General features: G+C 65.0%; 18 protein-coding genes and 1 tRNA gene. 8 read left to right on the top strand and 11 right to left on the bottom strand.

The genetic code is table 11. The features are described from left to right. Nucleotides 1-9 precede the first annotated feature (9 nt). The 3 genes from U1700_RS06315 to U1700_RS06305 are packed head-to-tail and all read left to right on the top strand — an operon-like array spanning nucleotide 10 to nucleotide 3700. The gene (locus U1700_RS06315) at nucleotides 10-1875 is read left to right on the top strand and encodes a hydantoinase B/oxoprolinase family protein (protein WP_332751211.1); all 1866 of its coding nucleotides are present in this window, start codon (nucleotides 10-12) and stop codon (nucleotides 1873-1875) included. Nucleotides 1876-1880: 5 nt separating this feature from the next. After that, nucleotides 1881-3071 (top strand): CaiB/BaiF CoA transferase family protein, encoded by a 1191-nt coding sequence (locus U1700_RS06310; protein WP_332751209.1) that lies wholly within the window; start codon nucleotides 1881-1883, stop codon nucleotides 3069-3071. Continuing rightward, nucleotides 3071-3700 (top strand): isochorismatase family protein, encoded by a 630-nt coding sequence (locus tag U1700_RS06305; protein WP_332751207.1) that lies wholly within the window; start codon nucleotides 3071-3073, stop codon nucleotides 3698-3700. Before U1700_RS06310 ends, U1700_RS06305 begins: the two co-directional genes overlap by 1 nt. A gap of 74 nt (nucleotides 3701-3774) precedes the next feature. Here U1700_RS06305 and U1700_RS06300 read toward each other — a convergent pair. Then, a tRNA-Arg gene (locus U1700_RS06300) sits at nucleotides 3775-3851 on the bottom strand. A 122-nt stretch (nucleotides 3852-3973) separates the two neighbouring features. Between U1700_RS06300 and U1700_RS06295 the strand changes: the two genes are divergently transcribed. After that, the gene (locus U1700_RS06295) at nucleotides 3974-4483 is read left to right on the top strand and encodes a hypothetical protein (RefSeq protein ID WP_332751205.1); all 510 of its coding nucleotides are present in this window, start codon (nucleotides 3974-3976) and stop codon (nucleotides 4481-4483) included. On the opposite strand, the gene U1700_RS06290 is transcribed toward U1700_RS06295, so the two are convergent. The 10 genes from U1700_RS06290 to U1700_RS06245 form a co-directional block, all read right to left on the bottom strand. After that, nucleotides 4461-5024 (bottom strand): GNAT family N-acetyltransferase, encoded by a 564-nt coding sequence (locus U1700_RS06290; protein WP_332751203.1) that lies wholly within the window; start codon nucleotides 5022-5024, stop codon nucleotides 4461-4463. The genes U1700_RS06295 and U1700_RS06290 overlap by 23 nt on opposite strands. A gap of 31 nt (nucleotides 5025-5055) precedes the next feature. Continuing rightward, nucleotides 5056-7293 (bottom strand): fused MFS/spermidine synthase, encoded by a 2238-nt coding sequence (locus U1700_RS06285; protein WP_332751201.1) that lies wholly within the window; start codon nucleotides 7291-7293, stop codon nucleotides 5056-5058. Between the two features lie 93 nt (nucleotides 7294-7386). Next, nucleotides 7387-8397 carry a porphobilinogen synthase gene (gene hemB / locus U1700_RS06280; RefSeq protein ID WP_332751199.1) on the bottom strand — a complete coding sequence of 337 codons (1011 nt, stop codon included), beginning with the start codon at nucleotides 8395-8397 and terminating at the stop codon, nucleotides 7387-7389. 25 nt (nucleotides 8398-8422) lie between these two features. Next, entirely contained in the window at nucleotides 8423-9139 is a 717-nt protein-coding gene (locus U1700_RS06275; protein ID WP_332751197.1) for a hypothetical protein, read from the bottom strand. A gap of 39 nt (nucleotides 9140-9178) precedes the next feature. Next, complete coding sequence (locus U1700_RS06270; protein WP_332751195.1) at nucleotides 9179-10612, bottom strand: MATE family efflux transporter; 1434 nt, start codon at nucleotides 10610-10612, stop codon at nucleotides 9179-9181. Between the two features lie 101 nt (nucleotides 10613-10713). Further along, nucleotides 10714-13362, bottom strand: a complete 2649-nt coding sequence (locus U1700_RS06265; protein WP_332751193.1) for a valine--tRNA ligase — start codon at nucleotides 13360-13362, stop codon at nucleotides 10714-10716. A 37-nt stretch (nucleotides 13363-13399) separates the two neighbouring features. Further along, nucleotides 13400-15430 carry a S9 family peptidase gene (locus U1700_RS06260; protein ID WP_332751191.1) on the bottom strand — a complete coding sequence of 677 codons (2031 nt, stop codon included), beginning with the start codon at nucleotides 15428-15430 and terminating at the stop codon, nucleotides 13400-13402. Nucleotides 15431-15477: 47 nt separating this feature from the next. Then, complete coding sequence (locus U1700_RS06255; RefSeq protein WP_332751189.1) at nucleotides 15478-15891, bottom strand: DUF2497 domain-containing protein; 414 nt, start codon at nucleotides 15889-15891, stop codon at nucleotides 15478-15480. A 38-nt stretch (nucleotides 15892-15929) separates the two neighbouring features. Beyond that, nucleotides 15930-17390 (bottom strand): TolC family outer membrane protein, encoded by a 1461-nt coding sequence (locus tag U1700_RS06250; RefSeq protein ID WP_332751187.1) that lies wholly within the window; start codon nucleotides 17388-17390, stop codon nucleotides 15930-15932. A 16-nt stretch (nucleotides 17391-17406) separates the two neighbouring features. Next, nucleotides 17407-17973, bottom strand: a complete 567-nt coding sequence (locus U1700_RS06245; RefSeq protein ID WP_332751184.1) for a protein-L-isoaspartate O-methyltransferase family protein — start codon at nucleotides 17971-17973, stop codon at nucleotides 17407-17409. Between the two features lie 196 nt (nucleotides 17974-18169). On the opposite strand from U1700_RS06245, the gene U1700_RS06240 reads away from it, so the two are divergent. The 4 genes from U1700_RS06240 to metH are packed head-to-tail and all read left to right on the top strand — an operon-like array spanning nucleotide 18170 to nucleotide 23689. Continuing rightward, a complete protein-coding gene (locus tag U1700_RS06240) occupies nucleotides 18170-19126 on the top strand; it encodes an ArsR/SmtB family transcription factor (protein ID WP_332751182.1) in 957 nt (318 codons plus the stop codon). Next, on the top strand, nucleotides 19123-20028 hold the full coding sequence (gene metF, locus U1700_RS06235; protein WP_332751180.1) for a methylenetetrahydrofolate reductase [NAD(P)H]: 906 nt from the start codon (nucleotides 19123-19125) through the stop codon (nucleotides 20026-20028). The genes U1700_RS06240 and metF overlap by 4 nt, the downstream gene beginning before the upstream one ends. 2 nt (nucleotides 20029-20030) lie before the next feature. Next, nucleotides 20031-21080: a homocysteine S-methyltransferase family protein gene (locus U1700_RS06230; RefSeq protein ID WP_332752242.1), complete on the top strand. Its 1050-nt coding sequence runs from the start codon at nucleotides 20031-20033 to the stop codon at nucleotides 21078-21080. An 11-nt stretch (nucleotides 21081-21091) separates the two neighbouring features. After that, nucleotides 21092-23689 (top strand): methionine synthase, encoded by a 2598-nt coding sequence (gene metH, locus U1700_RS06225; protein WP_332751178.1) that lies wholly within the window; start codon nucleotides 21092-21094, stop codon nucleotides 23687-23689. Nucleotides 23690-23740: the final 51 nt, after the last annotated feature.

The following is a 23740-nucleotide window of genomic DNA, read 5'->3' as shown; positions in this document are numbered from 1 at the left end:
GGACGCATCATGCCCGCAACGATTATCCAGCCCAACGCGACCCCCTTTGCCAAAGTGGCGATCGATCCGGTCACGCTCGAGGTCATCGAAAACGCGCTTCGCAACGCCCGCGTCGAAATGGACGCGACCCTTGTCCGCACCGCCATGTCCCCCGGTATCCGCGAACAGGGCGACGCCTTCCCGCTGATCGCCGATCACAAGGGGCGGATGATCGTCGGCCAGTTCGGGTCGTTCATCGGCGGCTTCCTCGACGGTTATGACGGCACGCTCGAGGATGGCGACATGATCTTCCTGTCCGATCCCTATTCGGTCGGGGGCGCGATCAGCCATTCGAACGACTGGCTCGTCCTGCTGCCCGTGTTCAAGGGCGGGCGGATCATCGCCTACACCGCGATGTTCGGCCACCAGAGCGACATTGGCGGCAAGGTCGCCGGGTCGATGCCGATCGACGCCCATTCGATCTTCGAAGAGGGGGTGCGCATCCCGCCGGTCAAGATCTGGCGCAAGGGCGAATATAATGAGGACCTGATCAAGCTGGTCATGCACCAGACGCGCAAGCCCGACTGGTGCGCGGCCGACCTCAACGCCTTGATCGCGTCGTGCCGGGTGGCGGCACGGCGGGTGATCGAGATTTGCACCCGGTTCGGCGACGACGTCTATGTCTCGGCGACCGAGGAACTGCTTGCCCGCAACTATCGCGCGATGAAGCAGCTCATCGAAACCTCGATCGGCGAGGAGCCGGTCGATTTCGAGGATTATATCTGCGACGACGGCATGGGTTTTGGTCCGTACAAGATCAAATGCACGATGTGGCGCGAGGATGGACGGGTCATCCTGGATTTCGCCGGAACCGATCCGCAAAGCCCCGCCTCGATCAACTTCCTGCTCAACGAGAACATGTTCAAGATGTTCTTCGGCATTTACATGATCATGGTCTTCGATCCGATGATCCTGTTCAACGACGGCTTCTATGACCTGATCGACGTGCGCATCCCCAAGGGATCGCTGCTCAAGCCCGAATTTCCGGCAGCGCTGTCGGGGCGGACCCATGCGTTGGGCCGCATCTTCGACATATTGGGCGGGCTGCTGGGCCAGCGCACGCCCGAATTCCTGTGCGCCGCGGGCTTTTCGTCGAGCCCGCACTTGTTCTACTCGGGAACCGATCGCGCCGGCCGCTATTTCCAGCTGTTCCAGATCGGCTTTGGCGGGATTCCCGGCCGGCCGATGGGCGATGGCCCCGATGGCCATTCGCTGTGGCCGGGCTTCACCAACGTACCCAACGAATTCCTCGAACGATACTTTCCATTGGTCATCGAACGATACGAAACAGCAGTGGATTCGGGCGGCCCGGGTCTCCACCGCGGAGGGAATGGGATCCACATGACCTACCGCTTCCTGGAACCCGGAGTAATAGCCATCCACGACGACCGCTGGTTCGTGAAGCCGTGGGGGGTTAATGGGGGGGATCCGGGGGCGCGGGCTCGCAAGATCCTGGAAAAAGCCGACGGCAGCCAGACGATCGTCGCCAACAAACTGGAGGAACTGGTCGTCGAGGCCGGTGACCAGCTGCACTTTATCACCTGGGGCGGTGGCGGCTGGGGCGATCCGCTCGAGCGTGATGCAACGCTGGTCCAGGAGGAAGTCGCGCAAGGGCTGGTGTCAACCGAGGGTGCGCGCCGTTATGGCGTGGTCGTCGGCGACGAGGCCGCGACCGCTGCGCTGCGTGCCACCATGCGGGCCGCCCGTCCTGGCCCCTTGCCGCTGTTCGATCGTGGCGGCGACATCGAGCAGCTTCGCGCCACGTGCCTGGCCGAAACTGGACTGCCAGCACCGCGCCAGCCGGTCTGGGCCCATGCCGCGATGGCGGCGGAGTAAGCGGAATGATCGAGAACAGGGGCGCGCTGCAAGGCATCAGGGTGATCGAACTTGGCCAGCTGATCGCCGGTCCATTCTGCGGCCAGCTGCTTGGCGACATGGGGGCCGATGTCATCAAGGTCGAAGCCCCCGGCACTGGCGACCCGATGCGCGCATGGGGCCGCGGCGACGATAAATTATGGTGGGAGGTGGTCGCCCGCAACAAGCGTTCGGTAACAGCCAACCTGCGCGTCCCTGCCGGGCAGGATCTGGTTCGAAAGCTGGCCGCCGACGCCGACATATTGATCGAGAACTTCAAACCCGGAACGCTCGAGAAATGGAACCTCGGTCCTGATGTCCTTCATGCGATCAACCCCAGGCTGATCATCGTGCGGGTGTCGGGCTATGGCCAGACCGGGCCCTATGCATCGCGCGCCGGTTTTGGTGGGATCGGCGAGGCCATGGGCGGGTGGCGGTACATCGTCGGTGACGCCGATCGCGCACCGAGCCGGATGGGACTGTCGATCGGCGACACGCTGGCGGCCACCTATGGCTGTATGGGGGCGCTTGCGGCGCTTCATGCGCGCGAGCGGACCGGGGTCGGCCAAGTGGTCGACAGCGCACTGTACGAAGCCGTGCTCCAGGTCACCGAAAGCCTGGTCCCCGAATATGTCGCATCGGGCTACATCCGCGAGCGGTCGGGTTCATCGCTGCCCGGGATTGCCCCGTCGAATGTCTACCAGACCGCTGATGGCGAGTTTCTGATCGGCGCCAACCAGGACGCGGTCTTTGCGCGACTGTGCGCGGCGATGGGTCGGCCCGAACTTGCCACCGACCCGCGTTATGTCGATCATGTCGCGCGCGGCGCTCATCAGGTGGAGCTGGACGATATCATCGAAGCCTGGACCAAAACCCTCTCGACGGCAGAGGTCGAGCGGTTGATGATCGAACATAGCGTGCCGTCGGGGAGCATCTATCGCGCGCCCGAAATGCTGGCCGACCCGCATTTCGCCGCGCGTGAGGCGATCGTGACGATCGACCATCCGCGTTTTGGCGAAGTGAAAATGCAGAACAGCTTTCCCAAGATGTCGGGCACGCCAGGGTCAATCCGCAGCATCGCCCCGCAGACGGTCGGCGAGCATAACGCCGAAGTCTATGGTGCGCTCGGCTTGTCGGCCGACGAGCTTGCCGCGCTGGAGGCCGAAGGAGCGATGTGATGACCAAGAACGATCTTGCCGGCACGTTCGACGGGCGCCTGTCGTTCGGCAGCCGGCCGGCGTTGCTGCTGGTCGATGTCGTCATGGCCTATCTTGAGCCGGGATCGGTGCTTTACGGAACGGCGTTTGTCAGCGCGCTCGCGAGCAATGAGCGGCTGGTCGCGGTGGCGCGTGACGCCGGGGTCCCGGTGATTTTCACCAACGTCGTCTACCAGCCGGGCGGGGCGGATGGCGGCCTATTCTATCGCAAGGTGCCCGCGCTCAAGCTGTTCGATCGTGGCAGCCCGGCGGGGGCCTTTCCGCCGTCGCTCCAGCCCCAGGATGACGAAACGGTTGTGACCAAACAATATGCGTCGGCGTTTTTTGGCACCTCACTGGCGTCGACCCTGATGGCGGCATCGATCGATACGCTCGTCATTACCGGCTTTTCGACCTCAGGCTGCGTACGCGCGACCGCGCTCGACGCGCTTCAGCATGGCTTCCGCCCGTTCGTCGTGCGTGAGGCGTGCGCCGATCGCCAGCCCGGCCCGCATGACGCCAATTTGTTCGATCTCCAGGCCAAATATGCCGAGGTCGTTGGTGAAGCCGAAGCCATCGCGCTGATCGAACGATCGCGAGATCCGCGCTGACAGGGTTCAGACACATTGCCCGGTCGCTCAACCGATTGCCGGTGAACGGGGCATATCGGAAATGCTGGTGGAAGTGGCGCGCCCGGAACGATTCGAACGTCCGACCCTCAGATTCGTAGTCTGATGCTCTATCCAGCTGAGCTACGGGCGCGCGGTGGGCTGGCTATTAGGGGGGGTTTCCTGAGGGTGCAACCCGCAAATCCCGGAAAAGCGGGAGGTCAGCCCCCAAATGCACTGATTGCGAAGCGAGGCCGCCAATCCTAGACGGAAAGAATGATCCTGACCTTGCGCCATATCGCCGCCCTGCCCGTGCTGCTGCTTGGCGCCTGTTCGCATACCACGGCCAACTCGCCGTCGCTTGCCCCCCGCGCAGCGGAGAAGATCGATCCCCGCGTGCCGGTCGAGCGGGCACTGACCGAACGGCCGATGAGCGGTGGTGTGCGCGAGCGGCTGGCGAGCCTGATCGCGCAGGCGCGTAGTGGCGATGCGGCCTATCGCGCCGCGCTTGGCCCCGCACAGCGCGCGGTGGGCGCAGCGGGTCCGGCGCGAAGCGAAAGCTGGATCAGCGCACAGGTCGCGATTTCGGCGCTCGAAGCGGCAAGGTCCCCTACCCCCGCGGCGTTAAGCGCAATCGACGCGATTGCTGGAGAAGCGGTTGCCGCCAAGGGCGCAATCGGTGCATCCGACCTGGCGGCGGTCCAGGCAGCCGGGACGGACGCAGGAGCAATCGACGCCGAGCAGCGCGCGACGATCGCCAGCCTTAACGCGCGGATCGCGCGCTGAGCCATTCGTCGCGAGTGATGCGATAGACGATGGTCGGGTTGAGTTCCCCCGAATAGCGCGGGTCGTCATAGTCCAGGTCGGCGCGGCGGGTCATGCCGAGCCGCTCCATCAACCGCCAGCTGGCGTCATTGCCGGCGACAGTGAAGGCGACAACATGCGGCGCGTCGAACCGGCCAAACGCGAGATCAAGGCTGGCGGTCGCGGCTTCGCTGGCATAGCCCTGTCCCCACGAACTCTCGCGGAAGCGCCAGCCGATTTCGTGCTGGCCGACGAGGTCTGTGCCATCGGAATTGACCCGCTTGAGCCCGCAAAAGCCGAGCATCTCGCCGTCGGACGTCCGCTCGACAATCCAGAAAGTGTGACCAAAGTCGCGCTGGAAGCCGATAATGCGTTCATAAGCAGCGTTCCATTTGTCGGGGGACTGGACCCCGCCAAGCCAGCGCATCACCGCCGGCGTGTTCATGATCCCGGCGAAGTGCTGCGCGTCGCCCGCCGCCCATTCGCGCAAGGTCAGGCGGTCAGTGGTAGCGATCTGTTCCATCGCCCCTGAATGGCAAGCGACGAGCCTTCGATCAACCCCGCCAGTTGATGAGCGGAAGGATGCTCGAATGGTCGTCGGTCCACGCCGCCGCGCCGGTCGGTTTCATCGGCCACCACTGGTATTTGCCGCTTGCCCGCACGACGGCGGCAATGGTGGCGGCTGACGGCGACAGCGCGACCCACCGTGATGCGACGGCGTGGTCCCGCTTCTCGCTCGGCGACGGCCAATAGGTGCGGATGCGGGCGTCCCAACCGTGCGCCGCAGCAGCGGCGATGACCGGGGTCAGGTCGATGTAGCGGTTCGAAATATGGACCATCAGCAACCCATCGGGACGAAGATGACGGCGGTAGACGTCGAATGCCTCGAGCGTGAGCAAGTGCATCGGCACCGTGTCCGACGAGAAGGCGTCGATGACGAGGACGTCGGCAGAAGCGGCGGCTTCGCGTTCCAGAGTCAGGCGGGCGTCGCCAATGACGATGCCGGCGTCGGGCTGGCAGCGGCCAAGGAAAGTGAAATCGCGTCGCGCAATCTCGGCGATCCGCGAATCAATCTCGTAGAAGCGCCAGTGCTGGCCGGGGACGCTGGTGCAGCTCAACGTACCGGCGCCAAGCCCGACCACGGCGACCCGCGCATCGGGAAAGATGGACGGCACGGCGGCCATCGCCAGCCCGACACCAGACAGCGGCGCATAATAGGTGGTCACCATCCGCTCACGCTGTGGCGAGCCGAGATTCTGGACGCCGTGCGCGGTGTTCCCGTGAACCAGCATCATGGCGTTGCCGTCGAGTCCCCTGACCGTGTCTACCCCGAAGAAGCTGCGCGTCATCTGGTGCGCCCACGACAGCTGCAGCTTGCTCCAGCCACCCATGCTGAGCATCATTGCGCAAAGCGCCACGGCAAACAGCAGGCGATTGCCGATCGAGACGATCGCCACCGCAATGATCAGCGTCGACGCGGCGAAGGCGAGGACATTGCTGTGGGCCGTGCCGAACGCGCCATTTCCTACAAGGCTGAGCAGCAGCACGGTGATGGCGAGCCAAAGGGTCAGGCGACGGGCGCGGTCGCCGCCGTCCCACAAGGCGGCACAGCGGGCGAACGGATTGACCCCGACGATCACCGCTCCAGCGGCGGCAAGGAGCAGCGGATGCTCATAGGTCCAGTCGAAGCTAAGCGGCGCGATCAGTGCGCACACCAAGCCGCCAATCACACCGCCAACGGATGTCGACAAATAGAAGATGGTGAGATGTTCAGGATCGGGGCGCTGCTCGAACAGCCGGGCGTGGAGGGCGACCGCGACCGCGAACAGGCATAGCAGCGCCGTCGCGGCAATGACGAGCGGAAACGGGGTCTCATCGGAACACACACTCGAACCGGCGGCGAGCAGGAGATAGGGCGCGAGCCGAGTGATGGTCGCGGCGGGGCCGCGCCGGGTGGCGAAGGCAACCGAATAGCTCAGCAGGTAAAGCCCGAGCGGCAAGACCCATAGCAAGGGCATCGCCACGATGTTCGTCGTCAGGTGGAGCGACGTCGACAGCATCAGCCCCGACGGGATCGCCGACAGCAGAATCCACCGCCCAATCGTGGCACGGCCCGGCCGTGCGGTGGCAATCGTTGCAAGCGGCCCGGTCTCGGCGGCCGCCAGTCCTGCCGACGCGGTCTTGGGCAGCCGCAACGCGCACACCGCCACCAGCAGGGCGAGCGCGGCATAAGCGACGCTCCAGCCGCGGCTTTGGTCGTTGATCGACAGCAACGGTTCGACAAGCAACGGATAAGCGAGCAGGCCGAGAAAACTGCCGAAATTGGACGCGGCATAAAGCGGGTAAGGATCACCTCCGCCGGCCAGCGCGAACCAGCGCTGCATCAGCGGCGCCTGGGCCGAAATGACCAGGAACAACGGCCCGATGCTGACCAGCAACAACCACGGAACCCAGGTAAAGATGTTCGCATCGGGACCCGGCACGGCCGATATCAGCGCGATCGGCAGGGTCAGCGCGGCCAGCGCGAACAGGCTGAGATGGACCATCGACTGTCGCCGCGGCGCGAGGCGGGCAAGCCAATGCGCATAGGCATAGCCCGCCAGCAGCAACGCCTGGTAAACCAGCATCGCTGAATTCCACACGGCGGGCGCTCCGCCAAGTCGCGGAAGCGCCATTCGCGCCACCATCGGCTGGACCAGGAACAGCAGGAACGACCCCGCGAACACGGTGACGATGAAGCGCGCGCGAAGAGAGGTCCCGTCCGCAGCACGCTGAATAGGAATAGTGGCCATGACCGGAAAGCTAGGAAGAAATCATGTTGATATGGTTAACCGGGCGCAAAGGCGAAATGCGCTGGCGTCAGCGAACCGGAATTGCTCCAATGCTCACCCGCCGAGCAACCGGGCAGCGTCGCGGGCGTGATAGGTGAGCACCCCCGTCGCCCCGGCGCGCTTGAACGCCATCAGTGTTTCCAGGATCAGCGCGTCGCGGTCCCCTGCCCCGGCGGCGGCGGCGGCCTCAATCATCGCATATTCGCCCGACACGGCATAGGCGAAGGTCGGCACGCCAAAGCGGTCCTTCACCCGGGCCAGCACGTCGAGATAGGCGAGGCCAGGCTTGACCATGACCATGTCGGCACCCTCGGCGAGGTCGAGCGCCACTTCGCGCAGGGCCTCGGCGCCATTGGCGGGATCCATCTGATAACCGCGCTTGTCGCCCTTGAGCAGTCCGCGCGAGCCGACCGCGTCGCGGAACGGGCCATAGAAGGCGCTGGCGTACTTCGCGGCGTAGGCCATGATCGCGACATTGTAGTGGCCATGTTGTTCGAGTGCAGAACGAATGGCGCCAACGCGGCCGTCCATCATGTCCGACGGGGCGACGATGTCGGCGCCGGCTTCGGCCTGGACAAGCGCCTGGCCGACAAGTTGCTCGCTGGTTTCGTCGTTGAGAACATAGCCCACCGCATCGGTTAGCCCGTCGTGGCCGTGCGCGGTGTAGGGATCGAGAGCCACGTCGGTTAAGATGCCGACCTCTGGCACGGCGTCCTTGATGGTGCGGATCGCGCGGCACATCAAATTGTCGGGATTGAGCGCTTCCTCGCCGCGTTCGCTGCGCAAATTGGCTGGCGTGTTGGGGAACAGGGCGATGCACGGGATGCCGAGATCGCGGGCCTCACGCGCCTTGCCGGCGAGTTGCGCGACGGTCCAGCGACTGACCCCGGGCAGCGTCGCAATCGGCTCCTCAGCCCCCTGCCCTTCGGCGATAAATAGCGGCCAGATCAGATCGGCGGGGGTCAGCACATGCTCGGCAAGCATCGCGCGGATCCACGGCGCGGAACGGCCGCGGCGCATGCGGATGGCGGGGAAGGCGGGTGCGGCGGCGGCGAAGGGGGACATCGCCACGTTGGATAGCGCGGGAGCGCTAGAAGGGAAAGGCGTAGGCGGCGAGGAGACGGAACTGACCGCGCGCTTCGGTCCGTGCCGACCCCAGGGCGAACAAATAGCCGGTTTCCAACTCGAAGTCGCCCGGTCCGAAATGTTCGAAGTCGGCTTTGACGATGGGCCCGGCAAAGTGATGCCCGCCCTCGTCACCGCTCAAATCTCCGAATGCAGCCGCACCCAGCCGGAATGCGCCACCGACCGCAGTGTCGGCCGACATGGCATAGCCGAAGGTAACTGGGGCCCCCGCAACCATTTCGCGTTCCGCAATAAGGTTGAGACGGGTGTCGAACCGGCTGGCTGACTTTTGCAGGAGCAACTTCGTTTCGATTTTGTCGGCGCCGTCGCGTGCAACCGCATATTCGCCGTAAAAAGCGGTGTCGACCCCACCAATCCGGCCGAGCGTGTGGATGGCCTCCACGGCAAAGGCGGAAGCGTGGCGACCGCCGTCCGGTGTGCGCTCAAGCTCCACCAGGATCGCAGCGCGGAATTTTGTCGAGAAGCCATTGGCTGCTTCAAGGACAAGGGCATCGGTGCCCTCCGCGCTGCGACCCGACAAGCGACCGTATCGGGCCTCGAACTCGGCCTCCCGCTCGATCGTCGCAGGGTAAACCTCTTCGCCAAGTCCGGGAGTGGCGTGAGCAGAGGATGGCCAAGTTACGAGTAGCGCGGCGACGGCGAGAAGGTAGGTCATCTGCATGACCCGCCACTAATGCGAATGGTTCCTAATAGCAATAGGTCAGGAGGCGATCATGCTTTGCCGCTTCCAGGTGCCGCGCAGGTAGTAGATCGTGGCCAGCGCGAGGTTGCTTAGCGACGCCACCGGCAGGCTGAGCCACAACGCGTCGGCGCCGATATAATGCTGCATGATCGAAGCGAAACCAAGCCGCACCGGCAGCAGCCCGAAGGCGAGGATCAGCAGCGGTACGACCACCGCGCCATTGGCCCTCATCGTGCCGAACAGCACCATCGTTACCCCGAACAGCAAATAGCCCCAGGTGCCGAGCAGCTGGATATGCCGGGCGATCGGCATCGCCGGACTGTCGCTGCCAAGGAACAGCGCCAGCACCGCTTGGTCGGCGAGGGCGAGGAGGACGACCATCACCCCGGTGATCGAAAGCGTGATCAGCACGCCCGAGCGGGTCACCCGCCCGACGCGGTCCCATTGATTGGCACCAATATTCTGCGCGACCATGGTCGACACCGCCGCGCCGACCGCCATCGCCGGCATCTGGACATAGGTCCACAGCTGCAACGCGACCCCGAAAGCGGCGGTGGTCGCCACGCCCTGCCGGTTGACCAGGCTGAACATGGTCATCGCGGAGGCCGAGACGGCGATCATCTGCAGCCCCATCGGCAGGCCCTTGCCGACGATCGTGCGCAGGATCGCAGGACTGGGACGAAGATAGGCGAGTTCGCCCCGGCGCAAGCGCAGCGGAAGATCGCGCAGATAGACGGTCGCGATCAGCGCGGCCAGCGCGGCGTAATTGGCAATCATCGTGGCGGTGGCCGATCCGGCGATGCCCATCCTGGGGAAGGGCCCGATGCCGTTGATCAAAAACGGGTTGAGTCCGCTGTCGAGGACGACCGACAGCGCCATGAAATAAAGCGGTGTCAGGCTGTCCCCCGATCCGCGCAGCGCCATCATCAGCATCGTCAGCATCAGTGCGGCGGGCAAGCCGATGAAAATGACGCGGAGGTAGGCGAGGGCCAGCGGAACAATGCTTGCCGGGGTGGCGAGCGCGTGGAGGATCTGTGGCGCGAACAACCAGCCGATCGCGCTGAGGATAATCGCGACCACCCCGAACGCGGCAAATGCGGTACCGATCGTCCGCCGCGCGCCGTCAATGTCGCGGCGGCCGAACGCCTGGCCGATGAGAATGGTCGAGGCCATGCCGAACCCGAACACGAACGACAGCATGAGGAACATGACCGTCGTTGCGTTCGAGGTCGCGGCAAGCGCATCCTCGCCGAGGAGGCGGCCGATCCAGATGGTGTTGATCGACCCATTTAACGCCTGGAGCACCGACGATCCGAGCGCGGGGAGCATGAAGGCGATCAGCGTCCGCGTGATCGGCCCCTGCGTCAGGTCGCGCGCGCCGTGGCGGGTTGCGGAGACGAGTCCTTCGTCGGTGGTCTGGGCAGTTATGCCGTCGGGTTCGAGGTCGGCCATCTGCTAGCTCGTCATCCCGGGCTTGACCCGGGACCCGCCTTTTCTGCGGACCGAAACAAGCGAGGCAGGCCCCGGGTCAAGCCCGGGGTGACGAGGAGCGCTCATCCCAGCCGCGCCAGGGCAGCGGACAGGCGTTCGGCCTCGGCGGCGCGGGCGTCATGGTCGGCGCGGGCCTTCTCGACGGCTTCCGGTTTCGCGCGCTCGGCGAAGGCGGGGTTGGCGAGACGAGCAGCGAGGGAGTCGCGGTCTTTCTCGACGGCAGAGATGGCCTTTTCGAGGCGCGAGCGTTCGGCGTCGAGGTCGATTGCATCGCCGAGCGGGAAGGCAATGGTCACCCCATTCACATCGATTTGCGCCGAGTTTAACGGCACATCAGACGCTTCTGTCGGATTGCCAAGTTTCGCCATCCGCTGAAGTTGAGGATTGAACAGCCCCATCAGCGCGATCACATCCCCGACTTGCTCCAACGGTGCCGACGAGCGAACAATGCGCGGACTTAATTCAGCGGTCCAAGGAATATTCATTTCCGCGCGAAGGGTACGAACCCCATCGACAACTGCGATCAGGCTTTTCACGCGGGTGCTGGCGAGCGAGTCGATCGCTGCTTCGGGCGCAGGCCATTGCGCGGCGATCAAATCATACGGCCGCTCTCCCATCGCGTGCCACAATTCCTCGGTGATGAACGGCATCAGCGGGTGGAGCATGACGAGGATCTGGTCGAATGCCCAGGCGGCGACGGCGCGGGTTTCATCATCGAATGCGCCCTTCACCAGCTCGACATACCAGTCGCAGAAGGTGGCCCAGGCGAATTGGTAGATGGTGTTGGCGGCCTCGTCGAAGCGCAGGTCGGCGAGCGCGCGGTCGAGTTTAGCCAGCGTCTCGACCACTTCGCCGATGATCCAGCGGTTGACCGGGAGCGTTGCCTGCGGAGCGGCGATCGAGCCACTCGCCCCCACCCCATTGCCCTGCAGGAACCGCGCGGCGTTCCACAATTTCGTGGCGAAGTTGCGATATCCTTCGACGCGCTTTTCATCGAGCTTGATGTCGCGCCCCTGGCTCTCCATCGCCGCCATGGTGAAGCGCAGCGCATCAGCACCGAAGCGGTCGATCAGGCCGAGCGGGTCGACCGTATTGCCCTTCGACTTGGACATTTTCTGCCCGTTGGCGTCGCGGACGAGGCCGTGGAGATAGAGCGTCTTCCACGGAACTTCGCCCATGAACTCGATCCCCTGCATCGCCATCCGGGCGTCCCAGAAGAACAGGATGTCGAACCCCGAAACGAGCACGTCATTGGGGTAATGACGGGTGAGTTCAGCGCTCTGCTCGGGCCAGCCAAGCGTGGCGAACGGCCACAGGGCAGAGGAAAACCAGGTATCGAGGACGTCGTCGTCACGGCGCAGCGTCTTGCCCGGGGCAAGGGCCTTGGCTTCCTTCTCGGTCTCGGCGACATAGATTTCGCCCGCCGTATCGAACCACGCCGGAATACGGTGGCCCCACCATAACTGCCTCGACACACACCATGGCTGGATATTCTCCAGCCAGTTGAACCAGGTCTTGGCCCAGGTCTCGGGCACGATCCTGATCGCGCCCGACTTGACGGCTTCGATCGCAGGTTTGGCCAGCGTGGCCGCGTCGACATACCATTGGTCGGTCAGCCACGGTTCGATGACCACGCCCGAGCGGTCGCCATAGGGGGTGGCGATGGTGCGGTCTTCGACTTTGACCAGTGCGCCTTCAGCTTCGATCAATTCGACCACCCGCTTGCGTGCCTCGAAGCGGTCGAGGCCGAGCAACTCCTCGGGAATGCCGCCACACTGGACGATGCGCCCTGCCCCATCGAGCATGTTAAGCATCTCGCCGGCCTTGTACCCGGCGCGCTTGCCGACTTCATAATCGTTGAAGTCGTGTCCCGGCGTGATCTTGACCGCGCCCGAGCCGAGTTCGGGGTCGGCATGTTCGTCGGCGACGATCGGGACCTGGCGCCCGGTGATCGGCAGCGCGACCATTCGGCCGATCAGCGCGGTGTAACGCTCGTCGTCCGGGTGGACCGCGACCGCCATGTCGGCGAGCATCGTTTCGGGGCGGGTGGTCGCGACCTCGATATGGGTGATGCCGTCCTCGGCAGCGCCATCGGCGAGCGGGTAGCGCAACGTCCAGAATTTCCCCTGCACCTCCCGCGTTTCGACCTCCAGGTCGCTGATCGCAGTCTGGAAATGGGGGTCCCAGTTGACCAGCCGCTTGTCGCGATAGAGCAGGCCGCGCTTGTGCAATTCGACGAAGACGTGGGTGACGGCTTTCGAGAAACCTTCGTCCATCGTGAAGCGCTCATTGGCCCAGTCACACGACGCGCCCAGCCGGCGGAGTTGCTGCGTAATCTGCCCGCCGCTCTCGCGCTTCCAGTCCCACACCCGTTCGATGAATTCTTCCCGAGTGAAGTCGGTGCGCTTCTTCTGCTCGGCGTCGAGCCGGCGTTCGACCACCATCTGGGTCGCGATCCCGGCATGGTCGGTGCCGACCACCCACAGCGCGTCCTTGCCCTGCAACCGCGCATGGCGAACGAGAATATCCTGCAGCGTGACGTCGAGCGCATGGCCGATGTGGAGCGAGCCGGTGACGTTGGGCGGCGGCATGACGATGGTGAAGGGCACCGCCTCGTCACGTGCGGGCCGAAACAGCCCCTGCCCTTCCCAATGCGCATACCAGCGCGATTCGATTTCGGCGGGGTCGAAGGTCTTGGCGAGCTCGGTCATTTGCGAGCGGGTAGCGGGCCCGCTCGCCTTTCTCAACCTAGCGTGGTGCCGGCTTGGTCCAGCGGCTCATCCAGCCGAGCACTTCGCCATACCATTGCTGCGAATTCTTGGGCTTCAACACCCAGTGATTCTCGTCGGGGAAGACCACCAGCCGCGACGGGATGCCCTTGCGCTGGAGTGCGGTGTAGGCGGCAATCCCTTGCGTATAGGGAATGCGGAAGTCCTTTTCGCCGGTGATGACCAACTGCGGGGTGCTCCACCGGCTGACGAAGTTGACCGGGTTCCACTTTTCGAACGCCTGCGGGGCTTCATAATAGGCGTGGCCGCCATGTTCCCACTCGTCGAACCACAATTCCTCGGTTTCATAGGCCATGGCGCGGGCGTCGAACACGCCGTCATGCTGGACGATGCAACGGAAGCGATCGGGCCAATTCCCCTCGATCCAGTTCATCATGTAGCCGCCGTAAGAGGCACCGAGCGCGCAGGCGTTGTCGGCCTGGAGCTGGGGATCGCTGCCGGTCGCGAAGGCGAGGCCGCGCTTGAGATCCTCGAGTGGCCAGCCGCCCCAATTGTCGCGGATCGAATCGGTGAAGGCCTGGCCGTACCCCGTCGACCCGTGGAAATCGACGCTGACCACGCCATAGCCAGCGCTGGCGATGACGCGTGGGTTCCAGCGGTAGGACCAGCCATTGCCAAAGCTGCCCTGCGGCCCGCCATGAACGACAAAGGCAATTGGCAGGGTGGAGTTGCGGACGGGCTTGACCTTGATGCCCCACACGCGGTCGTTGGCGGCGCCGGTGAAGTTGAAGCGATCGACGGTGACGGGGTCGAGCTGGGCCAGCAGCTCGCGATTGACGTTGGTCAGCTGGGTCGTGCGGCCGGCGGCGTCGATGCGAAACAAATCGTCGGGCGCGAGGATGGAGTTGGAGGTGTAGACCACCGATCCGTCGGCCAGTGCGCGGGCATTGCCGGTGTGGCCCTCGCCGGTCAGGCGGGTGACCGCGCCGCTGGCGACTTCGACGCGGAACAGGGGGTGCTCGAGCGTGTCGTCGGCGCCGACGATCAGGCTGCGGCCATCGGGGCTCCAGCTGATCTCGCCCGCCGAGCGATCCCATCCGTCGGCCAGCTGGCGAGTCTGACCAGTGGCAAGGTCGCGCAGGCGCAGCTCCTGCCGATCGGCTTCGTAGCCCGGCCGGTCCATCGCGACATAGGCGAGCGTCCGGCCGTCGGGCGAAACCGCGGGCAGCGTATCGGTGGCGAGATTGCCCGCCGTCAGATTGACCGGGGCCGATCCGTCGAGCCGGACCTGCCAGATGTCGAGGTTGGTTGACCGTGGCTCCATCGCATCCGCCTGACGCATCGTAAAGAACACCGACTGGCTGTCGGCCGCCCAGCTCAATTCCTCATTGCCGCCGAATGGCTTGCCCGGGGAATGGCCGGTCAGGGTCGCCGTCAGCGATATGGTCTTGCCGGTGGCGAGATCGATCGCGAACAGGCGCGAATATTCGCCCGGTGTCGCCCAACTATCCCAGTGGCGGACGAAGCCGCTATTTTCATAGACCCGTGCCGAGCCCGAGGCAGCGGCCTTCGTCGGGCAGCCAGCAAGGTCGCACCCCGCGCCGACATCGGCATAGGTCAATATTTTGGCGCCGTTGGGGGAGACGATGAAGCCGCCCAAGTCGACCTTGGCATGGGTCACCTGCACGGGCTTGCGGCCGGGCGACAGGCGGTAGAGCTGGCTCGTCCCCGATTTGCTCGACAAATAATAGATTGACCGTCCGTCAGGGGCGAAGGCGGGTGAGCCCTCGTTTTCGCCCGGCGTGGTGGTCAGGCGCACCGGGATCGCGCCCGGACGGGTCAAGTCAAGCGAGTAGAGGTCGGTGCTGCGCTTGCCGGCCACCATGTCGGTTGTGCTGAGCGAATAGAGCGCGGTGCGCCCGTCGCGCGAGACGGTGGCGTCGCCCAGACGGTGCATCGCGTGCATGTCGGCGGCGGTCATCGGCCGGGCGGCGACGGCGGTGGGAAGGAAGGCGGCGAGCGCAGTGGCGCCGAGCAGGATCTTGTTCATGGCCGGGAGGTTAGCGGGGGGTCCACCGCTCGGCAAGACGTCCGCTTCTAGTTTAGCGGAGTGCCCGTAATCCGCCCGATTTCGCGACGGACATGGTCGTCGACGATGTCCGACAGATGGGCGTCGAGCCATTCCTTCATCATCGGCCGGATCATCTCGCGGACCATCGTTTCGAACGCGTTGACCTGGGGCGGCGGCGGGGCGGCGGCGGCGACTTCCTGCAATTCGGCAAGAGCCTGGCGGCTGCTGCCGACCGCTTCTTCCGACGTCAGCGGCGGGCCAAGGTCGACCGGCACGCGGACTTTTTCAGGCGCCGCGGCGACCACTGGGTCGTCGAGTTCAAGCACATCGTCGGCGTCGTCACCGTCATCCACCCCGACAGCGAGCGGCGGCGGCGCGGCGGCGCGAAGCTCCTTCTCCTCCGCGATCACTTTCTTGATCGAGGCGAGGATGTCTTCCATCGATGGTTCGCGGGCGCCTTGCATACGGCCTGTATTGCCTAACGCGTCGGCCCTGTCACGCCCGGTTGCACTTGAGCGGGTGGCCCGCTCACCGGCATTTCGCTCGCGCGCACCGTTCGCGTTGCCACCGCAACCGGATCGCGGTCATTGGCCCAGTCATTCTTGTTGCCCGCGACCCGGCGATAATTGCCGAGCGGATCGTAGAGCGGTCCACCGTCGAGCCCGAGCGTATCGGCCTGCGCCTGCCCCATCGCGTTGAGCAGCTGGAAGCCTGCCACATAAGTATCGTGCCGTGCGGTCACGAGCAGGACCTGCGAATTGAGCAACTCCTGCTCGGCATTAAGCACGTCGAGCACGGTGCGCGTGCCGACGGTCCGCTCGGCCCGGGCGCCCTGCAGCGCAAGTGTATTGGCATCGACTGCCGACTGGTTGGCGGAAATCGCGCGCTGTGCGGCCTGATAGGTCGCGAACGACGAGCGGGTGGTGGCGACCACCGCGCGTTCGGTGCCGACTGCCTGTTCCAGGATCTGGCCCTCGATCGCCTGCGCCTGGCGAATCCGCGCGGCGGGGAGTCCGCCCTGGTAAAGCGGGAGGCGCGCCTGGACCCCGACCCCGGTCGATGTCTGGGTGTTGGGAGCAAACGGCCCGAACTGATTGTCGGCGGTGCCGAGATAATTGGTGTAGCGTCCCGATCCGACCGCGCTGATCGTTGGCAGGCGCCCGGCCCGCGCAATGCGGATATCGTATCCGGCGGCACGCGCCGAGCGGGTAATCGCGACCAAGTCCGGGTTCGACACCAACGAGATCTGGACCGCTTCATCGGCGGTTGCGGGCAATGGCGGCAGCGGCGGCGGGGGAGACAGCATGCCCGGCTCATGGCCGATCACGCGCCGATAATTCTCTTCGCTCCCGGTCAGCCGCCCCTGAGCGGTCACGAGCTGCGACCGGCCAAGGTCAAGCCGCGCCTGCGACTGGGCGACGTCGGTGCGGGTCAGGTCGCCAATCTTGAAGCGGTCGCTGGTGGCACGCAGGTTGGTGCCGAGGACATCGACATTGTTCGCGTTCAAGGCGACGATCGCCCGGTCGCGGATGACGTCCATATAGGCGGTGACGGCGTCCACGAACGTGTCCCCCTCGACTGCCTTCAGCGTATATCGCCCCGCATCCACCCGGGTTTCGGCCGCGCGGACATTATTCCTCACGCTGCCGCCGTTGAACAAAGGGTAGGACACGTCGATCCCGGCCGACAGGTTGCGACCATTGCCACCCCCGGTCTGGGTCAGGTCCTGGTTGACCCCGGCGGTAGCGCTGACCTGCGGCCGCCCGGCGGCGCGGGCGATGGCGACGTTGGCGTCGGTCGAACGCAGCGCCTGGCGCTGCGCGGTGATGGTCGGATTGGCGCTGTAGGTCGACAGCAAGGCCTCACGCAGCGTGTCGGCGGCAGCGGGCGCGGCGGCGAGCGCGAGCAGCGCAAGGGCGGTGGCGATAGAGCGGGTCATGGGGATAAAACTCGGATCAGAAGGTGAATACAGGGGCGCGGCCATAGCCCGGCAGGGGAATAATCTCGGCGTCGGCAAATCGGTTCCAGCTGACAAGGCCGGCAAGCTTGTGGCCGACCGCGAGGCGGGTGGTCCCGCCCTCGACTAACGCGGTGGCAATGCGGCCACCCTCGGCCAGTGCAGCAATCAGCACGTCGGGCACGACTTCGACCGCGCCTTCGACCAGGATGAAGTCGAACGGCCCGGCGGCGGCATCATCGCTGACAGTCAGCCCGATGTGGCGCAGGAGCTCGGCTGAATAGGCCGGGGCCGCGCCGACCACGAGCGCGTGATCGCCAGGCATCGGCGCGGCGGCGGTGAGCAATCGAGCGAGCGGAGTTGGCGGCATCATCGCGCCTTTTTCGCCGATCGAAATCGAGCGGTCGGAATAGGCAAAGCTTACAGCGCCCTCGGGAACGAACGCTTCGCGTGGCACGGCGGCCATTGCACCGAGCACGGCGACGTCGGTCACGCCTTGCGGGCGGAGCTGGCTGTCGACCATCGCGCGGCGGGCCTGCGCAAAGTCGGTCGCGGGATTGGTCATCGGTCGTCCTCGCTCAATCACGGCTGTTTTATAAGAGTAATACAGTCGATCTTCAAGTGTCGCCATAAAGCGCTGGGCGGAAAGCGCCAAGCGCGGCGGCCGCCCTCGGTCGAATATTCGCATCGACCAACGCGCGATCATCCATCCGCACGCATCGCTTCTTGACCTACATATAAAGATATCCTTATATCGTCACATGGCCTTGCTGGACGTCTTCCGCGCGCTTGCCGACCCGTCGCGCCTTCGTATCGTGCATTTGCTGCGCGAAATGGAGTTGTCGGTTGGCGAGATTGCGCAAGTTCTCGGCCAGAGCCAGCCGCGCGTGTCGCGCCATATCAAGGTTCTGGTCGACGCGGGCCTTGCGCTGAAACGTCGCGAAGGCAGCTCGATCTTCCTCACCTGCGCGCCGTCGCTGCTCGCGGTGCCCCTGTTCAACCTGCTTGACGCCAGCGCCGGGGCCGAGGGCGATCACTGGACCCGCGCTGACCGCGCCCGGCTCGCCGCAGTCCGCGCCGACCGTTCCGCCGCAGCCGAACGCTGGTTTGCAGCGCACGCCACTGAGTGGGACAAGATCCGCTCGCTCCACGTTCCGGAGGCCGAGGTCGAGGCAGTGATGGCCGAGCTGCTCGGACGCGATCTCGGGCGGCTAGTCGATATCGGTACCGGCACCGGGCGGATCCTGGAACTGCTCGCCCCCGCCGCCCACCAGGCGATCGGCATCGACCGCAGCCCCGAGATGCTCCGCCTCGCGCGGACGAAACTCGATGGTCAGAAGCTGGGCGAGCAGCCGGTCGAGCTCCGCCAGGGCGACATCAACGCGCTGCAATTGCCTGACGCCAGCGCTGACACCATCACCCTCCACCAGGTGCTCCACTTCCTCCCCGCCCCAGCCAGCGCGATCGCCGAATGCGCGCGGCTGCTGGCTGACGGCGGACAGTTGCTGATCGTCGATTTCGGCCCGCATGAGCGCGAGGAATTGCGGGTCGAGCATGCCCACGCCCGGCTTGGCTTTTCGGACGGACAGATCCGCGGCTGGCTCGGCGCGTCCGGGCTCGACCTCGTCGATACCCGCACCCTTGAGGGCGGCGAGCTGACGATCAAATTATGGCTCGCCCAGCCGTGTCTGAAGCGTTCGAAGGTGAAAGCAGCATGACCGCAACCCACCCCCAGTTCGCCGATCTTCACGGCGACATTGGCGTGTCGTTCGAATTTTTCCCGCCCAAGACCGAGAAGATGGAGACGGCGCTGTGGGATGCGATCCAGACCCTGGCACCGCTCGGGCCGCGATTTGTGTCGGTGACCTATGGCGCGGGCGGATCGACCCGTGAGCGGACCCACGCCACCGTTGCGCGGATCGAGCGCGATACCCCGCTCGCCGCCGCGGCGCACTTGACCTGTGTCGAGGCGTCGAAGGCCGAGATCGAGGCCGTTGCCGAGGAATATTGGGCGGCTGGCGTGCGCCACATCGTCGCGCTGCGCGGGGACCCGCCGGTGATGGGCGAGCGTTTCGCGCCTCATCCGCAAGGCTATGCCAGCGCCGCCGACCTCGTCACCGGGCTCAAGAAATTGCACCCGTTCGAAATCAGCGTCGCCGCCTACCCCGAAGTTCACCCGGAGGCCGGCTCGGCCCAGTCCGATCTCGACAATCTGAGGCGCAAGATCGACGCCGGGGCGACCCGCGCGATTTCGCAGTTCTTCTTTTCGCCCGATTGTTTCTTCCGCTTCCGCGATGCGGCGGCGGCAGCCGGGATCACGGCGGAGATCGTCCCCGGGATCCTGCCAGTCACGAGTGTCGCGCAGACGCGCAAGTTTGCCGGTCTGTGCGGCGCCGAAATCCCGGGCTGGATGGACCGCCTGTTCGAAGGGCTCGACGAACTTCCCGCCGCGCGCCAGCTGGTATCGGCGACAATCGGGGCCGAGCTATGCCGCCAGCTCTACGCCGGGGGCGAGCGCAACTTCCATTTCTACACACTCAACCGCGCCGAGCTCGCCTACGCCATCTGCCACCTTCTGGGTGTCCGCCCGACCGACCACAGCAAGGAGCAAGCCGCGTGATCATGTCGCAAGCCGCCGCGCTGTTTCGCGCCGAAGCCGCCAACCGCATTCTCATTAACGACGGCGCTTTCGGGACGATGGTCCAGGCCTACAACCTCGACGAGGCCGCCTATCGCGGGTCGATTGACACCGGGCACGACCAGAAGGGCAATAACGACCTGCTCTCGCTGACCCGGCCCGACATCGTCCGCGAGATTACCGACGCCTATCTTGGCGCGGGGTCGGACATTGTGTGCACCAACACCTTCAATGCCAACCGCATCAGCCAGGCGGACTATGGCGCGGAACATTTTGTCCGCGACCTCAACATCGCCTCGGCGACGATTGCGCGTGACGCAGCGGATGCGGCTTTCAAGGCAACCGGTGTACCGCGCTTTGTCGCAGGCGCATTGGGGCCGACCAACAAGACGCTGTCGCTGTCGCCCGACGTCAATGATCCGGGCTATCGCGCGATCACCTTCGACGAGCTGAAGGACGTTTACCTGGAAGAAGTGCTGGCCCTTGCCGAAGGCGGGGTCGACTTCATCCTGATCGAAACCATCTTCGACACGCTCAACGCCAAGGCCGGCATTTTCGCGACGCTCGAGGCGCAGGAGCAGCTTGGCCGCGAACTTCCGCTGATGATCAGCTTCACCATGACCGACCGCACCGGACGCAACCTGTCGGGCCATTCGATCGAGAGTTTCTGGGCCTCGGTGCGCCATGCCCGGCCACTGACCATCGGGGTCAACTGCTCTTTCGGCGCGCCCGACCTGCGCCCGCACGTGCAAGTCCTCTCGGGCGTCGCCGACACGCTGCTGATGGCCTATCCCAACGCCGGCCTGCCCAACGAGCTTGGCGAATATGACGAACAGCCGGTGACCACCGCCGGCTTCATGCGCGAATGGGCCGACCAGGGGCTGGTCAACATCGTCGGCGGCTGCTGCGGGACGACCCCGGCACATATTCGCGAAATGGCGATGGCGGTCGCGGGCCGCCCGCCCCGCGCGCTTGCCGCGTCGCGTTCCGAGACATTGCTCGCGGGCATCGACCCGATGCGCATCGCCGCCTGAATTAGAGTCTCATGACCCAGAAAGTCGCCCAGTTCGTCAATATCGGCGAGCGCACCAATGTCACCGGTTCGGCCGCGTTCAAGAAGCTGATCATGGCGGGCGACTATACACGCGCGGTCGAGGTCGCTCGCCAGCAGGTCGAGAATGGCGCGCAGATCGTCGACGTCAACATGGACGAAGGGCTGCTCGACGCCGAGTTCGCCATGACGACCTTCCTCAAATTGATCGGCGCCGAGCCCGACATCGCGCGCGTGCCGATCATGATCGATTCGTCGAAATGGTCGGTGATCGAGGCGGGGCTGAAAGTCGTCTCGGGCAAGCCGATCGTCAATTCGATCAGCATGAAGGAAGGCGAAGAGCAATTCCTCGCCCAGGCGCGCAAGGTCATGGCCTATGGCGCGGCGGCAGTCGTGATGGCGTTCGACGAGGTCGGCCAGGCCGACACCGCCCAGCGCAAGGTCGAAATCTGCGAGCGCGCCTACAAACTCCTCACCGGGATCGGCTTCCCGCCCGAGGACATCGTGTTCGATCCGAACATCTTCGCCATTGCGACGGGGATCGACGAGCATCGCCGCTATGCGATCGACTTCATCGAGGCGTGCCGCGAGATCAAGCTGCGCTGCCCGCACGTTCATATCTCGGGCGGCGTATCCAACTTGTCCTTCTCGTTCCGCGGCAACGAGCCCGTACGGCGCGCGATGCACAGCGTGTTCCTCTACCACGCCGTGCAGGCGGGGATGGACATGGGCATCGTCAACGCCGGCCAGCTCGACATTTACGACGCGATCGACCCCGAGCTGCGCGAGGCGTGCGAGGATGTCATCTGGGACCGCCGGGACGATGCCACCGACCGGATGATCGCGCTCGCCGAGCGATTTCGCGGGACCGATGTAATTGCCGAAAAGCAGGCCGAGGAGTGGCGCTCATGGCCCGTCGCGCGGCGGCTCGAGCATGCGCTGGTCAAGGGGATCGATGCGTTTGTCGTCGAGGATACCGAGGAAGCCCGCCTCCTCGCCCCTCGCCCGATCGAAGTCATCGAGGGCCCGTTGATGGACGGCATGAACGTCGTCGGCGACCTGTTCGGGTCGGGCAAGATGTTCCTGCCGCAGGTGGTGAAGTCGGCGCGCGTGATGAAAAAGGCGGTCGCCCACCTCCTCCCCTTTATCGAGGCCGCGAAAGACCCCGGCGCGCGCGGCAAGGGCAAGATCATCATGGCAACGGTCAAGGGCGACGTTCACGACATCGGCAAGAACATCGTCGGCGTCGTCCTTCAGTGCAACGGGTTCGAGATCGTCGATCTGGGGGTGATGGTCCCGTGGACGAAAATTCTCGAAACCGCGATCGCCGAGGACGCCGACATCATCGGCCTGTCCGGGCTGATCACGCCCTCGCTCGACGAGATGGTGACCGTCGCCGAGGAGATGAAGCGCTCGGGAATGAAGCTCCCCCTGCTCATCGGCGGGGCGACGACCTCCAAGGTCCACACCGCGCTTCGCATTGACGTCGCCTATGACGGACCGGTGATCCACGTCGTCGACGCCAGCCGCGCGGTCGGGGTCGCGACCAGCCTGGTCAGCGACACCGGGCTCGACGACTATGTCGGCAACATCAAGGCCGATTATCTCCACGTCCGCGAGGCTCGCGAGGGCAAGGGCCAGAATGCGCTCGCCACGATTGAAGACGCCCGCGCCAACGCCTTCCCCGCCGACATGCACCTGCGCCCCCCAGCGCCGGTCCAGCCCGGCACCCACCGTTTCCCCGATTGGGATCTCGCCGACCTGCGCTCGCTGATCGACTGGACGCCCTTCTTTCGCGCGTGGGAATTGGCCGGCAACTATCCCGCCATCCTGACCGATGAAGTGGTGGGCGAAAGTGCGACCAGCCTGTTCGCCGACGCCAACGTCATGCTCGACACGATCATCGCCGAAAAATGGCTGACCGCTCAAGGGACGGTCGGCCTGTGGCCGTGCCGCCGAGAGGGCGACGATGTCATCCTCCATCTCGAAGACGAGAGCCACGTTCGCCTCCCCTTTCTGCGCCAGCAGATCGCCAAGCGCGCCGGGCGCGCCAACATGTGCCTGGCCGATTTCGTCAGCCATGACGGCGACTGGATCGGCGGCTTCGCAGTCGGCATCCACGGCATCAACCCGCATATCGCGCGGTTCAAGGCGGACACCGACGATTATTCCGACATCCTGCTGAAGGCGCTGGCCGACCGGCTCGCCGAAGCGTTCGCCGAGCGTCTCCATCAACATGTCCGCACCACCCTGTGGGGCTATTCCCCCGGTGAGCAGTTGACCAACGAGGCGCTGATCAAGGAGCAATATTTCGGGATCCGCCCCGCGCCTGGTTACCCCGCCTGCCCTGACCATAGTTTGAAGCCGATCCTGTTCGACCTGCTTGGCGGGGTGGACGGGACCGGCATAACCCTGACTGAAAGCTTCGCCATGCTTCCGACCGCCGCCGTCTCGGGCTTCTACTTCGGCCATCCGCAAGCCGCTTATTTCGGCGTCGCGCGGATCGGCGAGGACCAGGTCGCCGATTATGCGGCGAGGCGAGGCATGTCGATCGACGAAACGAGGCGCTGGCTCAGGCCGAACCTCGACTGAAATTTGACTTCACCACCACCCCTATATAACGACATTGTTATATTTGAAATT

This window comes from Sphingomonas sp. RB1R13 (assembly GCF_036663775.1).
Taxonomy (GTDB): Bacteria; Pseudomonadota; Alphaproteobacteria; order Sphingomonadales; family Sphingomonadaceae; genus Sphingomicrobium.
This window is presented reverse-complemented; position numbering and strand designations above follow the sequence as displayed.

What these genes read in the sequence shown, in the direction of transcription:
- U1700_RS06315 (WP_332751211.1), top strand. Translation starts at nt 10, where the DNA reads ATGCCCGCAACGATTATCCAGCCCAACGCGACCCCCTTTGCCAAAGTG.
- U1700_RS06310 (WP_332751209.1), top strand. Translation starts at nt 1,881, where the DNA reads ATGATCGAGAACAGGGGCGCGCTGCAAGGCATCAGGGTGATCGAACTT.
- U1700_RS06305 (WP_332751207.1), top strand. Translation starts at nt 3,071, where the DNA reads ATGACCAAGAACGATCTTGCCGGCACGTTCGACGGGCGCCTGTCGTTC.
- U1700_RS06295 (WP_332751205.1), top strand. Translation starts at nt 3,974, where the DNA reads ATGATCCTGACCTTGCGCCATATCGCCGCCCTGCCCGTGCTGCTGCTT.
- U1700_RS06290 (WP_332751203.1), bottom strand. Translation starts at nt 5,024, where the DNA reads ATGGAACAGATCGCTACCACTGACCGCCTGACCTTGCGCGAATGGGCG.
- U1700_RS06285 (WP_332751201.1), bottom strand. Translation starts at nt 7,293, where the DNA reads ATGGCCACTATTCCTATTCAGCGTGCTGCGGACGGGACCTCTCTTCGC.
- hemB (WP_332751199.1), bottom strand. Translation starts at nt 8,397, where the DNA reads ATGTCCCCCTTCGCCGCCGCCGCACCCGCCTTCCCCGCCATCCGCATG.
- U1700_RS06275 (WP_332751197.1), bottom strand. Translation starts at nt 9,139, where the DNA reads ATGCAGATGACCTACCTTCTCGCCGTCGCCGCGCTACTCGTAACTTGG.
- U1700_RS06270 (WP_332751195.1), bottom strand. Translation starts at nt 10,612, where the DNA reads ATGGCCGACCTCGAACCCGACGGCATAACTGCCCAGACCACCGACGAA.
- U1700_RS06265 (WP_332751193.1), bottom strand. Translation starts at nt 13,362, where the DNA reads ATGACCGAGCTCGCCAAGACCTTCGACCCCGCCGAAATCGAATCGCGC.
- U1700_RS06260 (WP_332751191.1), bottom strand. Translation starts at nt 15,430, where the DNA reads ATGAACAAGATCCTGCTCGGCGCCACTGCGCTCGCCGCCTTCCTTCCC.
- U1700_RS06255 (WP_332751189.1), bottom strand. Translation starts at nt 15,891, where the DNA reads ATGGAAGACATCCTCGCCTCGATCAAGAAAGTGATCGCGGAGGAGAAG.
- U1700_RS06250 (WP_332751187.1), bottom strand. Translation starts at nt 17,390, where the DNA reads ATGACCCGCTCTATCGCCACCGCCCTTGCGCTGCTCGCGCTCGCCGCC.
- U1700_RS06245 (WP_332751184.1), bottom strand. Translation starts at nt 17,973, where the DNA reads ATGACCAATCCCGCGACCGACTTTGCGCAGGCCCGCCGCGCGATGGTC.
- U1700_RS06240 (WP_332751182.1), top strand. Translation starts at nt 18,170, where the DNA reads ATGGCCTTGCTGGACGTCTTCCGCGCGCTTGCCGACCCGTCGCGCCTT.
- metF (WP_332751180.1), top strand. Translation starts at nt 19,123, where the DNA reads ATGACCGCAACCCACCCCCAGTTCGCCGATCTTCACGGCGACATTGGC.
- U1700_RS06230 (WP_332752242.1), top strand. Translation starts at nt 20,031, where the DNA reads ATGTCGCAAGCCGCCGCGCTGTTTCGCGCCGAAGCCGCCAACCGCATT.
- metH (WP_332751178.1), top strand. Translation starts at nt 21,092, where the DNA reads ATGACCCAGAAAGTCGCCCAGTTCGTCAATATCGGCGAGCGCACCAAT.